Here is a 14,379-nt window from a genome sequence, read left to right on the forward strand (position 1 = left end):
ATGGAATAATGGAAAAAGTATTTATTGTTGCGGCTAAGCGTACTCCTATTGGAGCATTCACCGGGTCGCTAAAAAACGTATCTGCGGGCGAGTTGGCTGGCGTTGCGATCAAAGGCGCGTTGGAGTCCGTAGATCTTTCGTTGGATGCGATTGATGAAGTGATCGTTGGTAATGTGATTTCGGCAGGTCAAGGTATGGGGGTTGCACGGCAGGCTTCCATCTATGCAGGGTTACCTGAGGAAACACCTGCATACGGTGTGAACATGATTTGCGGCAGCGGCATGAAGTCGGTGATGGACGCAGCGGCGCACATCAAAGCACAAGATGCTGAAGTCGTTATTGCAGCGGGTGTTGAGGTGATGTCTCAGATTCCTTTTATTGTGCCACCGAGTATTCGCAACGGACACAAGATGGGTGACATCTCGATGAAAGACTTGCTAGTGGGTGATGGGTTAACCGATGCGTTCAATCACTACCACATGGGCATGACCGCTGAAAACATCGCCAACGCTTTGAATATTTCGCGTCTCGCACAAGATAACTACGCGTTAGAAAGCCAGCAGAAGGCGGTAGCCGCTATCGAAGCGGGTAAATTCAATGAGCAAATCGTGCCTGTAGAAGTTAAGCAGCGCAGACAAACCGTCACTTTTGATACCGATGAGTATCCGAAGTCAGACGCGACATTCGAAGCTCTACAAAAGCTTCGTCCAGCCTTTGACCGTGAAGGTACGGTTACGGCAGGTAACGCTTCGGGCATCAATGATGGCGCAAGTGCCATTATCTTAGCGTCTGAATCTGCGGTCTTGAAATACGGCCTGACACCACTCGTAGAGCTAAGCAGCTACGCACAATCTGGTTTAGACCCAAAAATTATGGGATTGGGCCCAGTAGAAGCAGTATCTAAAGCGCTAGATAAAGCGGATTTAACTTTAGAAGAAGTCGAGTTGTTTGAGTTGAATGAAGCCTTCGCTGCACAGGCGTTAGGCGTAATGTACCAGTTGTCTGAACAACATGATCTGCCGCTTGAAGCGTTCAAATCTAAAGTTAATGTCAACGGTGGCGCTATCGCACTTGGTCACCCTTTAGGGGCATCAGGTAACCGAATTATTGTTTCACTCATCCACGAAATGATCGAGCAACATACCAATTATGGTGTTGCTTCGCTTTGTGTGGGTGGGGGAATGGGAACCGCTGTTTTACTTAAAGGTATTGAGGGGTAGAACTCGACGTGCCGTAGGCGAGGCAAATTGGTTTTTTAAGCTATTTATTTTTTAACTGTTTCTTTATTAAGCTATTTCTTCACTAACTATGTATTCACCAGGAGTTACTTATGTACACGGATATTTTCAAAACAATCACAGACCAAACTGAAAAGCAGTTCGAACCGTACTTGAAATTCAATAAGTTGGTTGCAAAGAACGTTCAAACAATGACTGAACTTCAAATGAATGCTTTGCAGACTTATACCGATATGGGTCTTGCACAAATGAAAGCAGTCAGTGAAATCAAAGACGTAAATAGTCTTACCGCTTTTAATGGCCAGCAACTAACGGCACTCACTCAATTGTCTCAACAGATGATGAGTGATAGCTCAAAAATGCAAGCTGCTGCAAAAGAGTTCAAAGAAGATGTTGAAACACTAACAACTGAAAACTTGAAAACAGTTACGCCTGCATAAAACTAGTCGCCATCGAGTTAGTACAGGTTGGCCTGTGCGGCTTGGTGGCGATTTTCCGATTATTGGAGTCATGTTATGTTTCAACACTTCTTTTCGGACTACCTTGTTAAGCTTCAACAAACGAACCAGCAATGGTGGGAAAATTTTGAACAAAACAAGGAAGCCGCGCAATCTCCCTTAAATAAAGCGATGCAAGAATTGAATTTTGATGATGCATCGAAAATTTTTGAGCAAGCCGCAAACCAACCAGCCGTTCTACTTCAGCTGCAATCTCAATGGTGGGAACAGCAACTGCAAATCTGGCAAAACGCAGCACTGATGGGTAACACTGAAAGCGTTATCACTGAAGATCGTGGTGACAAGCGTTTTATCGATGATGCATGGAAGAACGACCCTTTCTATAGCTTCATCAAGCAATCTTACTTGCTGTTTAGTAAAAGCTATATCGATACCATCAACTCGATTGAAGGCATTGACGAGAAAACCAAAGAACGTGTGGCGTTCTTCTCACGTCAGGCTATCAATGCCATGTCCCCAAGTAATTTTATCGCGACTAACCCGGAGTTGATGAAGCTGACTCTTGAGAGAAATGGCGAGAACCTTCTTGATGGGTTAGAACAATTGCAAGCGGACGTGGAAGCGAGTGCCGACATCCTTAAGATCCGCATGACCAACAATAATGCATTCCGATTGGGTGTGGATGTTGCCAATACTGAAGGTGATGTTGTCTTTCAAAACGAGCTGTTTGAGCTGATTCAGTACCACCCAAAGACACCACAAGTTAATGCGACACCATTGTTGATCGTTCCGCCTTTCATCAATAAGTACTACATTCTCGACCTTCGTGAAAAGAACTCGATGGTACGTTGGTTGCTCGAACAAGGGCATAGCGTATTTATGATGTCTTGGCGCAATCCGGGTGAGGCACAGAAAGACCAAGAATTCGGAGATTATGTCACGGAAGGTGTTGTTAAGGCGGTAACCGCTATTGAAGACATTACCGGTAAAGAGCAAATTAATGCGGCAGGCTATTGCATTGGCGGTACGGTACTCGCTTCTACTGTGGCTTACTATGCAGCTAAGCGTATGAAGAAACGCATAAAAACGGCGAGCTTCTTTACCACGTTACTAGATTTCTCTCAGCCTGGTGAGGTTGGGGCGTACATCAATGAAACGATAATCGACGCGATTGAGAAACAGAACAACGCGAAAGGCTACATGGATGGTCGCTCGTTGAGCGTGACGTTCAGTTTGCTTCGAGAGAACAGCTTATACTGGAACTACTATATTGATAACTACCTCAAAGGCAGCAGCCCGATGGAGTTCGATCTATTGTACTGGAACAGTGATAGCACTAACGTGGCGGCTAAATGCCATAACTTCTTGCTGCGAGAGCTCTATCTTGAAAACAAACTGGTTCAAGACAAAGGCGTGAAAGTCGGCGGTGTTTGGATTGATTTGAATAAGATCAAAATTCCGAGCTACTTTATCTCGGCCAAAGAAGACCATATTGCTTTGTGGCAAGGGACTTACCGTGGTGCATTGAACACGGGTGGCAACAAAACGTTTGTTCTGGGCGAGTCTGGCCACATTGCAGGCATTGTTAACCATCCAGAGAAAAAGAAATACGGCTACTGGTTGAACGACAACCTAGACGACTCTGCTGACGAATGGCTAAACAACGCAAGTCACAACGAAGGCTCATGGTGGACACACTGGGATCAATGGTTACAAGGCTTTGAAGCTGACGAGAAAATCGAACCTTTCAATCAAGGTTCCGAGCTTCATCCTGTGATTGGCAAGGCTCCGGGTAACTATGTAAAGCAGGTGCTGCCGATTCTTGATAAAGAAGCTGTCGATAAAGAGACCGTCGACCCAGAAGCTTCGGAAAACCAAGCTTAACGTCTTGCCTCTTACTTAACAGTAGAAATACCTTACAGACAATAAAAAAGCCACTGAATTCAGTGGCTTTCTAGTATCAACTCATCTCAAAAATAACTGGCAAAAGTTGACGCAATTTCGATTTCTAATCGATTTCTTTGTCTTTAGTCATAGATAAAAGCCAAAGAGATACGGCCGCAACACCTGCAAAGCCACCAAGAATGATAACTGGCATAGCACTGTAACCTAGGATGTGCCAAATTACGCTTTCTAAAGTACTCATTCAATCGCTCCTTATTGCCAGCCTTCAACGCCGTGCATGTCTGGTAGTTTATGTGCGATACCTTTGTGGCAATCTACACACGTTTTTTCACCAGAAGCTAGCGCAGTTGAGTGTTGTTTCGCACTACGAGGGCTCTGCTCTGAGAAGTCCATGTAATCGAACTGGTGACAGTTACGACACTCAAGTGAGTCATTGCCTTTCATACGTTTCCACTCACGTTCAGCAAGGTGGGCACGACGTGCTTTGAATTTCTCTTCAGTGTTGATGGTTTTTGCAATAAAGTGCGCGTACAACTCTTTAGATGCCTGAACCTTACGAACAATTTTATCTGTCCACTCGTGAGGTACGTGACAATCTGAACAGATAGCACGAACGCCTGAGCGGTTAGAGTAGTGAATTGTTTCTTGGATTTCAGCAACAATAGGCGCATGACAACCAGAACAGAACTCTTCCGTGTTGGTTGCTTGCATACCTGTGTTAAATGCACCCCAGAATAAAAGACCGCCAGCGAAACCCAAGAAAAGTACAACGCCTACCGCTGCTTTACTTGGTGTCGCGAGTCTTTTCCAAAACGCTTTAAGTAATTTTATCATATATAGCCTCTCTTACCGTCTGGCTACGATTAACGCAGTGAATCTACAGGTTTGAACTCGTTCTCAACTAGTGGTTTAGCATTAGCTTGAGGTACGTGACACTGTAGACAGAAATAACGACGAGGTGATACGTCTGCAAGTACCGCATCTTCACGGTTCATGTAGTGAGTTACACTCACTTTAGTCGCACCCATTTCTTTTGCGTTTTTCCAGCTGTGGCAAGAAAGACACTTGTTAGCGTTAAGAGAAACTTCATAGCTACGAATAGTATGAGGCACTAGAGGTGGTTGGTATACGTAGTCACTCTCAAGTACTTGGTCACGAGGGAACTTTTTGAAGTCATCTGCTGCGCGAGTAGCTTCAAGTTCACTTGCACCACGTAGAGATTCTACGCCACCAATGCCGCCTGGGTTATCCAGCTCAGCTTGAGCTTGAACTGCACCAGCTAGCAAAAGACCAGCTGATAGTAGGGCAGTAATCAGTTTTTTCATGGTTAATTTCTCCGCCTAAAGGCTAATTCTTTGAGTGGACTACTTTTTTCAAAAAGTGATGAAAAAAGTAGTCGCAATATTAAATACGTTAGATCTTGTATCTAGGTTCTAAAAGCAATTGGCGCTTAAGAAACCTTAGTGATCTTAACTGGACACTTCTTATAATCCGTCTGCTTAGACAGAGGATCCGTTGCATCCAAGATCAACTTGTTGATCAGAATTCTTGCATCAAAGAATGGTACGAATACCAAGCCTTGTGGTGGACGGTTACGACCACGAGTTTCAACACGAACGCGTACTTCACCACGTTTGTTTTCGATAAGAACTTCATCACCACGGCGAAGGCCACGAGCTTTAGCGTCAGCAGGGTGGATGTAACAAAGTGCATCCGGTACTGCTTTGTAAAGTTCTGGTACACGACGAGTCATAGTACCTGTGTGCCAGTGCTCAAGAACACGACCAGTACATAGCCACATATCGTATTCATCGTTTGGTACTTCTGGTGGCGCTTCGTATGGAGCGTTGATGATCAGTGCTTTACCATCTGGCTTGCCGTAGAAGTCCCAGTCAGAACCTTTCTTAGCGTATGGATCTGAACCTTCTTTAAAGCGCCATAGTGTTTCTTTACCGTCAACAACAGGCCAACGTAGACCACGAACTTGGTGGTAGCGATCGTATGGTGCTAAATCGTGACCGTGGCCGCGACCAAAGGCTGCGTATTCTTCGAATAGACCTTTTTGAACGTAGAAACCTTGAGCTTGTGCATCGTCGTTAAGCTCTTGAGCTTCAGACAGTGGGAATGCATCAACGTTGCCGTTTTTGTAAAGCACGTCGTACATGGTTTTGCCACGGTACTCAGGCATTTTCGCAACCAGCTCTTCGCCCCAAACTTCTTCAATAGTGAAACGCTTAGAGAATTCCATGATTTGCCATAGGTCAGACTTCGCGTCACCTACCGTTTTCACTTGTTGGTACCATGCTTGTGTACGACGTTCTGCGTTACCGTAAGCACCTTCTTTTTCGATCCACATTGCTGTTGGAAGGATAAGGTCAGCCGCTTGAGCTGTTGCCGTTGGGTACGGGTCAGAACATACAATGAAGTTGTCTGGGTTGCGGTAACCTGGCAGACGTTCAGTGTTGATGTTTGGACCAGCTTGCATGTTGTTGTTACACATTACCCAGTACGCATTGATCTTGCCGTCTTTAAGCATACGGTCTTGAACAACAGCGTGAGCACCCGGTTTAGCAGGGATAGTGCCTTCTGGAAGTTTCCAGATGTCTTCTGCAATCTTACGGTGTTTAGGGTTAGCAACCACCATATCTGCCGGTAGACGGTGAGAGAACGTACCAACTTCACGAGCTGTACCACACGCAGATGGTTGGCCAGTTAGTGAGAATGGGCTGTTACCTGGAGTAGAAATCTTACCTGTTAGAAGGTGGATGTTGTACACAAGGCTGTTCATCCATACACCACGAGTATGTTGGTTCATACCCATAGTCCAAAGTGACATTACTTTGATGTTTGGATCCGCGTATTGCTTAGCCAGCTTGATAAGGTCATCTTGAGATACACCTGACATTTCAGACGCTTTCTCAACGGTGTATTCAGCAACAGAAGCTTTGTAGTTCTCGAAGCTGATATCAGTCATTTTGCCTGAGTTAGGGTTCGCAGCTGCCTGTTGTAGAGGATCATCATCACGAAGGCCGTAACCGATGTCTGTTGTTGCTTGCTTGAAGTTCGTGTGTTTGTTCACGAAGTCCCAGTTAACCGCATCGTTTTGAATGATGTAGTTAGCAATGAAGTTAGCAATCGCTAGATCTGATTGAGGTTCGAAGATGTAACCCGTGTCTGCAAGCTCAAAAGAACGGTGGTAGTAAGTAGACAGTACGTTTACTTTAACGTGTGGGTGGCTTAGACGACGGTCTGTAATACGGGTCCATAGTACTGGGTGCATTTCTGCCATGTTTGAACCCCACAGTACAAATGCGTCTGCGTGTTCAAAGTCATCGTAACAACCCATTGGCTCATCGATACCGAAGGTACGCATGAATGCACCTACCGCAGAAGCCATACAGTGACGAGCGTTTGGATCGATGTTGTTTGAACGGAAGCCCGCTTTCATCATCTTAACTGCTGCGTAACCTTCCATTACAGTCCACTGGCCTGAACCGAACATACCAACACCTGTTGGACCATTCTTCTTCAGAGCCGCTTTCCATTTCTCAGCCATTACGTCGAAAGCTGTGTCCCAAGATACTGGTGTGAAATCACCATCTTTATGGAACTCACCGTCTTTCATACGAAGAAGAGGAGTTTCAAGACGGTCTTTGCCGTACATGATTTTTGAAAGGAAGTAACCTTTAATACAGTTAAGGCCTTTGTTTACAGGTGCTTCTGGGTCGCCTTGAGTCGCAACCACTTTACCGTTTTGAGTACCAACTAGTACCGAACAGCCCGTACCACAAAAACGACAAGGCGCTTTATCCCACGTGATTTTTGTTTGATCAGAGCTAGCAATCAGGTTGGTTGCTGTTGCTGGCAGAGTTACACCTGCAACGGCTGCCGCTGATGCAGCTGCGTTTGCTTTCACAAACGCGCGTCTTGTCATTTTCATACTTCACCCTCAAGTTGAGAATTGTTGCTTCCAGTTTCTAAATCCGTTTCGTCGAGCTCAGTTTCGATTTGGTGATAAACCAAAGCTGTGCCTAAAACGTTCGTAATATTATTAATTTCTTCGATGGTGTCCGTTACAAAACCTTGGTTTTCGGTTTCTAGGACTACTATGATTTTGCCTTCAGGGCTGCTGCCGTAAATCTCTGCGTTATCGAATTTCTCGATTTGTGCTTTGATCTCGTCTAGATGCTCTGGGCTCACATGCACGACTAAACTTGATATATGCACTTCATTTAGTGCCATAAATTGCTCTCGTTATTTTTGTTTTATGCATTACTCACAAGAATAGCTGAAGTAGGGCAAACTGCTACGCAGGCTCCACAACCGTTACACTCATCTAACTCGATTTTTGGTAGAGCAACACTGCCTGCTCTAAGTTGAAATTGAATGGCCATAGGTTCACACATGTCACCACAGCTTCGGCATTCAACATTTTGTTGCGCTAAGCATTTATCAGAGATACTTGCTTTTGCTTGCCAAGGTGTTTCTTCCTTGGGTTTAAAAATTGGTTCAGGACAAACGTCAGCACATTGATAACAAAAAGTGCATTCGTCTTTTGAATAGTCGACAGTAGGAAAACCACCATCGCCTACAATGATTATCTTAGTCTCACAATTTTCGATACATTTACCGCAACGAGTGCAGTCATCTGTAAAGCTTTCTAGGCTGTTAATCCAAGGCAATCGAATCTGGCTTGAATCTACTTTTCGCCTAGAAAATAGGCGTCGTCTCGATAGGTCTACCACTAAATGCCTACTAATGTTGCTAAGATGTTGTAATTGTAGATCATTGTTTTGTTAATATCTTGTCATTTATCCTCACAAGTAGTGTAGTTTTAGAAATATTTGTATAAATACCCCTTAAGGGCTAAATAGGATCCTATATTGTCTTAGATCAATAAATTACGAAGCGTTTGGTCACATATTGAATGGAGCTCTGTTTTTTGATGTGTGACAATAGGTTTCGGACAGCCACTTATATACCTTCAGGATTTTGATTTTGCTTATTAAACCAGTTTCATCTGTAACGAGTACAATAGCTAAATCATTGCTGTCCATACTGCTCCTTTCGGTTGCCACTACTGGTTTTGCTATCTTTACATTGGCGTCAAGTCTCAACGACGCAGAGGCGGTTAACGTGGCCGGCTCAATGCGTATGCAAAGCTATCGTTTAGCGCATGATATTCAAATAGAATCAGTTGATTATGATTCTCATATTCGTGAATTCGAAAGTTCTCTTTATTCCCCTTCAATGGCCAACTTGGTCAGTTGGGAAGTTCCTACAGACATCACCGAAGATTACTATTTAATTATTGGTCGTTGGCACGAGCTTAAACAGGTATTAAGCAGTGAAGATCGAAAGCACTATCTCGTATTAGTTGAAAACTTCGTTACTGAAATTGATGGCTTCGTTTTTAAGCTGCAAGAGTTCTCTGAAGATAAGTTGATAAAGTTGGCGTGGGCTGGTGGTATTGGCTTAGGTGGAATTCTCGTCATATCTCTTTTTGTTGTTCACTTTGTCCGTAAACAAGTTGTTAAGCCGTTACATGCACTCGTTGGCGCCAGTCAGCGAATCAAAAACAGTGATTTTGAAGTCGAGTTGAAGGTCACCAATAACAACGAACTGGGTATTTTGACCAAGACATTTAACTCAATGGCGAAAGACTTGGGTGCGCTCTATCGAAATCTTGAAGACGTTGTGGATGCTAAGACAATAGAGCTACAAAACGCTAACCAATCCCTACAGGCGTTGTATCACTCTTCACAAGAGCTGACCGTAACACGTATCGCCCCAGAGAACTTCCGAGCCATCCTGCAGCACCTCGTGAGCTTAGAAGGCATCGAATCGTTAAGGCTAGAGATTGTAGACAACTCAGGTCGTTCACTGATTATGGATGAAGGGTACGACTCGAACTTAGACTATGAAAAATTTGAAATGAAGCTGGATGATAATGAGCTTATCTTGGGCTATTTATATTGTTCATATCATCATGGCCATTCAACGAGGACGCTGATTGATAGTTTTATCCAACTCTTATCGCGAGCTATCTATTATAATCGTGCGCAAAAAAAAGCTGAGCAGCTTATTATTATGGAAGAGCGTGCAACAATTGCACGTGAACTGCATGATTCACTGGCTCAATCACTGTCGTATTTAAAAATCCAAGTGACATTGCTGAAGCGTGTGATTGGCAAACTGCCAGAGCAACAACACCGAGAGCAGTCGGAACAAATAGCGTCGGAAATCGGTAACGGTTTGGCTGATGCCTATACTCAGTTACGAGAGCTACTCACAACATTCAGGTTGACCATAAAAGAGGGCAACTTCGGAGAGGCTTTGAGCACCATGCTTGAAGAACTCAGCGAAAGAACAGAAGCGAAGATTAACCTAACCAATAATCTTTCATCGATTGAGCTTGATGCGCACAGTCAGGTTCACTTGCTTCAATTGATTCGTGAAGCAACAATAAACGCAATAAAACACGCCAATGCCGACTTGATAGATGTATGCTGTATCGATGAGGAAGGTGAAGTATTCGTCGTGATTAAGGATAATGGAGATGGCTTTGACCCAAGTAGTTCGAAGATGAACCACTACGGGATGAGCATTATGCAGGAGCGTGCGGCAAGACTGAATGGCGACTTAACGATTGAAGCAGCTCAAGGTGAAGGCTGTACAGTCATATTGAAATATAAAAGTTTGAAGGAAGTTAAAGTTGACGATTTGTAAAGTAATGCTGGTTGATGATCATCCATTGATGCGCAGAGGTATAAGCCAATTACTGAGCTTTGAAGATGAATTCGAAGTGATTGCAGAAGCAAGTAACGGTACTGAAGCGGTCGCTCTTGCCCATGAAGAAGAACCTGATTTGATCCTTTTGGATCTTAATATGAAAGGCATGTCTGGCCTTGATACGTTAAAGGCACTTCGTAATGATGGCTCAAGCGCTAACATCGTTATTCTAACGGTTTCTGACAGTCCTGCAGATATTGAAGCAATTGTAAAAGCGGGCGCTGATGGTTACTTGCTTAAAGACACTGAACCCGATGAACTCATCGAATTACTGAAACAAGCGCACCATGGCGACAAAGCCTACAGCAGTGTTGTATCTCGTTACTTAAATGATGCTGAGAGCCGCAACGACATCTTCGACCAACTGACTGAACGTGAAATGCAGATCCTTCAAGAAGTTGCAAAAGGCTACCGCAACAAGCAGATCGCAGACCATCTGTTCATTTCTGAATCGACAGTTAAGGTACATATGAAGAGTTTGCTGAAAAAGCTACAAGTTCCTTCACGTACTGCAGCAACGGTTCTGTACCTAGAACGCTATGGTGACATGAAGTAGGGCTTGTTCCTTTGAAATAAAACTATTTCAAGCCGTACTGTTGGTTGTAAATGTTAGGGGCAAATAACGTGATCTTTTAACGACAGTTTCTCGTGATAACTTTTAATTTAGCATCAATAGCCTCTAATGATTTTGAACACGTGACATTAAAAAAGGCGCTGAACTTATTAAGTTCAGCGCCTTTTTGTTAGGGCATTTTATATCCAAATAATCATGTCTGTTTCACTGACAATTAAGCTGCCATTGGTACTAGAACAAGCGTACCGAAGATAACCGTGATAAGACCACAGATGACAGGGACAGAAGTACGTTTTACTACTTCAAATGGGCTGATTTTACCCATACCAGATGTCGCGACAATTACACCAGAGACTGGCGAGATGGTACGACCTAGGTTCGATGCTTGAAGCATTGGGATGATTAGGAACGCAGGGTTCAAGCCCATTTTAGCAGCCAGTGACGGAGCCAGTTCTACGAATGCATAGAACGGTGCGTTACCAGAACCTGTCGCGATAGCCGCTGCAACCGTTAGACCTGTTAGGATAAGCATCAATGCGATACCGCCTGCGCCTGCCGATTCCGCAAGACCAATCAGGTTATCAATAGCACCGATAGACATTAGGCCTTGAGCAAATACGCCCGCCGCAACCAACAGCATTACCACGCCTTTGAATGCTTCTGCCATACCTTGGTAGCAAGAATCTAGGTCTTCTAATGTTTTCTCACCGTCGAATTTCTTCACAACGTAATCGATGATAGCGCCCACGAAGATAGAGCCCACTACGATGGTGTAGATATCAAGTGAAAGGCCCGGAATCGTACGGCCGTTAAATAGGAATACACCGATGATAGGTAGGAATGGCAGTGCAGCGTAGAAAGCGGGTGCCGTTGTTTCAATGTCTGAAACGTCTACTTTTTCCATTGGTGTGTTTTCTTTCTTATCCAGATATTTGTTCCAGAAGAAAGCGGCCGCAGCCATCACGATGATTGCACAGATAGAAACAGGTAGTACCGTTTGAACGGCAAACACATCAAGAGACATGCCTGATTTTTCAGCTGCAATAACCACATCACCAGAGGTTGGTGAAAGAATGATTGCTGCAGGTGACGCACAAACTGCAACCGCTGCCGGGCGTGAAATACCCATTGCCGTCATCATTGGGAATAGGGTAGCCATCAATAGCACACCAAGGCCTGTTGCAGAACTTACTGCTAGAGACATTAGACACGCTACGATGTAAGCCGCAACAAGAAGTACGTATGGAGATTTGATCGCAGCAAGCGGTTTAGAGAATTGTTTCACTACCACGTTGTTTGCGCCGATGTGCGTCATGTAAGAAGCAAAGCCACAAAGAAGCATGATTTGCATACCTAGGCCGCCTCCACGGTACTGAAGCATGTATTTAACAAATTCTAGTGAGTCGGTAACCATGTTACCTGTTGAAGCGACCTTAGCTGGTAAGACTGTGTGACCAATAAGGCCAGTAATAAGAAGTAGGGCAAGGCCAGCAGTTAGTAATACGCCTGCCGCTTTATAGCCTTTCACAATAAAGTAACCAACAGCGATAGTAATCACTAATCCGATCAAGAGCTCTAACATAGAAATCTCCACAAAGTTTAAAAAATATAAGAAAGTGTTTCAGAATATGACAATGAATGTACAGAAAACTGCACTGTGGCACGAGGCATAGTTGAGGTTGATATGATCTAAGACAAACATTTTTTTCGATGTTAATTGTGGTTGTAAATCGTGATTAACTACTGTTGTTTAGATGTTAATAAACAAATTTTGTAGCTTGTTAGAATATAACTTGGATCACTTTTGGTTGTTCTAGTTGCATATGGATGCGTTGTTTTATAAACCATGAGTGTTTTTTGTACTTTGGAAGGAAATGTGTAACGAAGTGGGTATTTATCGGAGTAAAGAGGTGAGAATCTTTGCTTTGACGCTTACTTACGTTTAACGCCTACTTATTTTCCTAAGTAAGCGTTAAAACACAAGCTAGCACTAAAATATAATTAGGGTTAAAAATAGCGAGTGAGTTTAGTTCATATCAACGTCAGGAATGTCATTTGAATACGTTGACAGCTCAGAGCAGACTACCTTCTTACAAAAATGAATCATCCCATAACGCGTCACCAGTAAAAACTCTTCTCTATTCAATGGAATGTAAGGCATGGCGTCAGACGATAGTGTAGAACCTTCACTTATCATGACTTTTTCGTAAAACGACAACTCGCGATTCGGGATGATTTGCTGGTGTTGGTTCTCATCCAGTGAGATGTCGTGTTGAGTGACAGAGTAAGATCCTGATGACGTAAAACCGACTTGCTTGGTCGACACGTATAATAGGTCATAACTGTCATTCTTCTTAAATTCGATGTTAATAGAAGACTGGTTATGAATCATATTATTGGACGGGTTAATAATTGATGCTGTATTTGCTAAATAATGCCCTTCAAGGTGTGATTTAGGAATAAAAGTAGAAATCCAGCCGACTAATACGCCAAGCAGTACCACAACAATTGCTGTATTCGTTTTGTTATTCACAAGTCACTCCTTTAAATCCTGCTGGAAAGCTCAGAGATTTTCCTGAATTATCGATGATTATTTTTCGTCCCTTATAATCATAAAGCGTGACGTTGAATAACTCGTTAAAAGTGAATTCGTCGGATTCAATTTTACAAGAGATAAAATGCTGGCCCACGAGGTCTTCGCCTAGGCTATTTCTATCTAAATAAGAAAACAAATAATGGGATAAACCTGCAGCCACTACAAATAATGCAACCAGCGCTACTACACTGTTTGTCTTTTTCGTCGCGGCCGTTGTCTCGGTTGTTGAATTTTCTGTCGCTATGCTATCTGTCGCTGTGTTGTCTTCAGGTTGTTTCGTTTCTTGTTTGGGTTGCGATTGAATTTTACTCAGCGCGCGTTCTTTGTCTTGTGTCACTTGTCCTGCAAATCGGTAGCCTTTACCGCGCTCAGTGACGATGATCATCCCGCTCTTATCTTCTAATGCTTTTCGGCAAATCGAGATGGTCTGCATTAGGCTGCCATCTTCAACGTAGATACCTTTAGACACCCACACTTGTTCAATCAGAACTTGGCGAGTGATCACCTCATTGGGTCTCGAGATAAAAAACTTAAGCAGCTCTGATTCATTAGAACCTATTGGGTAGGTACGGCCCGTCTTGAAGTGATGGATTTCACTCTCTTCTAAATTGACCTGTATATCATCATTGATAATAAATTCAGCAGACATCTGGGTTCTCATTGTTATAAGCGTTCTAACCTAAATATAACAAATCTTACAACAAACATAAACTTACTGATTTTATCGTCTTTGATATTTAAGTGACTGAATTTATGTTGATTATTAACCTAATTAGATTTCCTTATATACCTTTTTGAGGTTGTTTAATGCGGTTT

14 protein-coding genes are annotated in these 14,379 nt (G+C 43.4%); 5 read left to right on the forward strand and 9 right to left on the reverse strand.

Annotation, left to right across the window (positions count from 1 at the left end; genetic code table 11):
• The first annotated feature begins 8 nt into the window (after window positions 1–8).
• From AACR09_RS15625 to phaC, 3 genes are all read left to right on the forward strand, one after another.
• Window positions 9–1,220, forward strand: a complete 1,212-nt coding sequence (locus tag AACR09_RS15625; RefSeq protein WP_171313394.1) for an acetyl-CoA C-acetyltransferase — start codon at window positions 9–11, stop codon at window positions 1,218–1,220.
• A 110-nt stretch (window positions 1,221–1,330) separates the two neighbouring features.
• Window positions 1,331–1,678, forward strand: coding sequence for a phasin family protein (locus tag AACR09_RS15630; RefSeq protein WP_004731353.1), 348 nt, complete (start codon window positions 1,331–1,333; stop codon window positions 1,676–1,678).
• A gap of 75 nt (window positions 1,679–1,753) precedes the next feature.
• Window positions 1,754–3,580: a class I poly(R)-hydroxyalkanoic acid synthase gene (phaC, locus tag AACR09_RS15635; RefSeq protein ID WP_193835354.1), complete on the forward strand. Its 1,827-nt coding sequence runs from the start codon at window positions 1,754–1,756 to the stop codon at window positions 3,578–3,580.
• Between the two features lie 124 nt (window positions 3,581–3,704).
• Here phaC and AACR09_RS15640 read toward each other — a convergent pair whose 3' ends face one another.
• The 6 genes from AACR09_RS15640 to napF form a co-directional block, all read right to left on the reverse strand.
• On the reverse strand, window positions 3,705–3,842 hold the full coding sequence (locus AACR09_RS15640) for a TIGR02808 family protein (protein ID WP_004731329.1): 138 nt from the start codon (window positions 3,840–3,842) through the stop codon (window positions 3,705–3,707).
• Between the two features lie 11 nt (window positions 3,843–3,853).
• Window positions 3,854–4,435, reverse strand: coding sequence for a NapC/NirT family cytochrome c (locus AACR09_RS15645; protein ID WP_004731326.1), 582 nt, complete (start codon window positions 4,433–4,435; stop codon window positions 3,854–3,856).
• A 29-nt stretch (window positions 4,436–4,464) separates the two neighbouring features.
• Window positions 4,465–4,926 carry a nitrate reductase cytochrome c-type subunit gene (locus AACR09_RS15650; protein WP_004731324.1) on the reverse strand — a complete coding sequence of 154 codons (462 nt, stop codon included), beginning with the start codon at window positions 4,924–4,926 and terminating at the stop codon, window positions 4,465–4,467.
• 125 nt (window positions 4,927–5,051) lie between these two features.
• Window positions 5,052–7,541, reverse strand: coding sequence for a periplasmic nitrate reductase subunit alpha (gene napA, locus AACR09_RS15655; protein WP_171329636.1), 2,490 nt, complete (start codon window positions 7,539–7,541; stop codon window positions 5,052–5,054).
• Window positions 7,538–7,843, reverse strand: coding sequence for a chaperone NapD (locus AACR09_RS15660; protein ID WP_004731320.1), 306 nt, complete (start codon window positions 7,841–7,843; stop codon window positions 7,538–7,540). The genes napA and AACR09_RS15660 overlap by 4 nt, the downstream gene beginning before the upstream one ends.
• Before the next feature lie 23 nt (window positions 7,844–7,866).
• On the reverse strand, window positions 7,867–8,346 hold the full coding sequence (napF, locus tag AACR09_RS15665; protein WP_017078318.1) for a ferredoxin-type protein NapF: 480 nt from the start codon (window positions 8,344–8,346) through the stop codon (window positions 7,867–7,869).
• A 253-nt stretch (window positions 8,347–8,599) separates the two neighbouring features.
• On the opposite strand from napF, the gene narQ reads away from it, so the two are divergent.
• Together narQ and AACR09_RS15675 are read left to right on the forward strand one after the other, a co-directional pair.
• On the forward strand, window positions 8,600–10,330 hold the full coding sequence (gene narQ / locus AACR09_RS15670) for a nitrate/nitrite two-component system sensor histidine kinase NarQ (protein WP_017082100.1): 1,731 nt from the start codon (window positions 8,600–8,602) through the stop codon (window positions 10,328–10,330).
• Entirely contained in the window at window positions 10,317–10,949 is a 633-nt protein-coding gene (locus tag AACR09_RS15675) for a response regulator (RefSeq protein ID WP_193835355.1), read from the forward strand. Before narQ ends, AACR09_RS15675 begins: the two co-directional genes overlap by 14 nt.
• Before the next feature lie 232 nt (window positions 10,950–11,181).
• Here AACR09_RS15675 and dcuC read toward each other — a convergent pair whose 3' ends face one another.
• From dcuC to AACR09_RS15690, 3 genes are all read right to left on the reverse strand, one after another.
• Window positions 11,182–12,549, reverse strand: coding sequence for an anaerobic C4-dicarboxylate transporter DcuC (gene dcuC / locus AACR09_RS15680; RefSeq protein ID WP_016785306.1), 1,368 nt, complete (start codon window positions 12,547–12,549; stop codon window positions 11,182–11,184).
• A 444-nt stretch (window positions 12,550–12,993) separates the two neighbouring features.
• Window positions 12,994–13,500, reverse strand: coding sequence for a hypothetical protein (locus tag AACR09_RS15685; RefSeq protein ID WP_193835356.1), 507 nt, complete (start codon window positions 13,498–13,500; stop codon window positions 12,994–12,996).
• Complete coding sequence (locus tag AACR09_RS15690) at window positions 13,493–14,212, reverse strand: winged helix-turn-helix domain-containing protein (protein WP_104214976.1); 720 nt, start codon at window positions 14,210–14,212, stop codon at window positions 13,493–13,495. The genes AACR09_RS15685 and AACR09_RS15690 overlap by 8 nt, the downstream gene beginning before the upstream one ends.
• Window positions 14,213–14,379: the final 167 nt, after the last annotated feature.

This window comes from Vibrio sp. OPT20 (assembly GCF_963889365.1).
GTDB lineage: Bacteria > Pseudomonadota > Gammaproteobacteria > Enterobacterales > Vibrionaceae > Vibrio > Vibrio splendidus.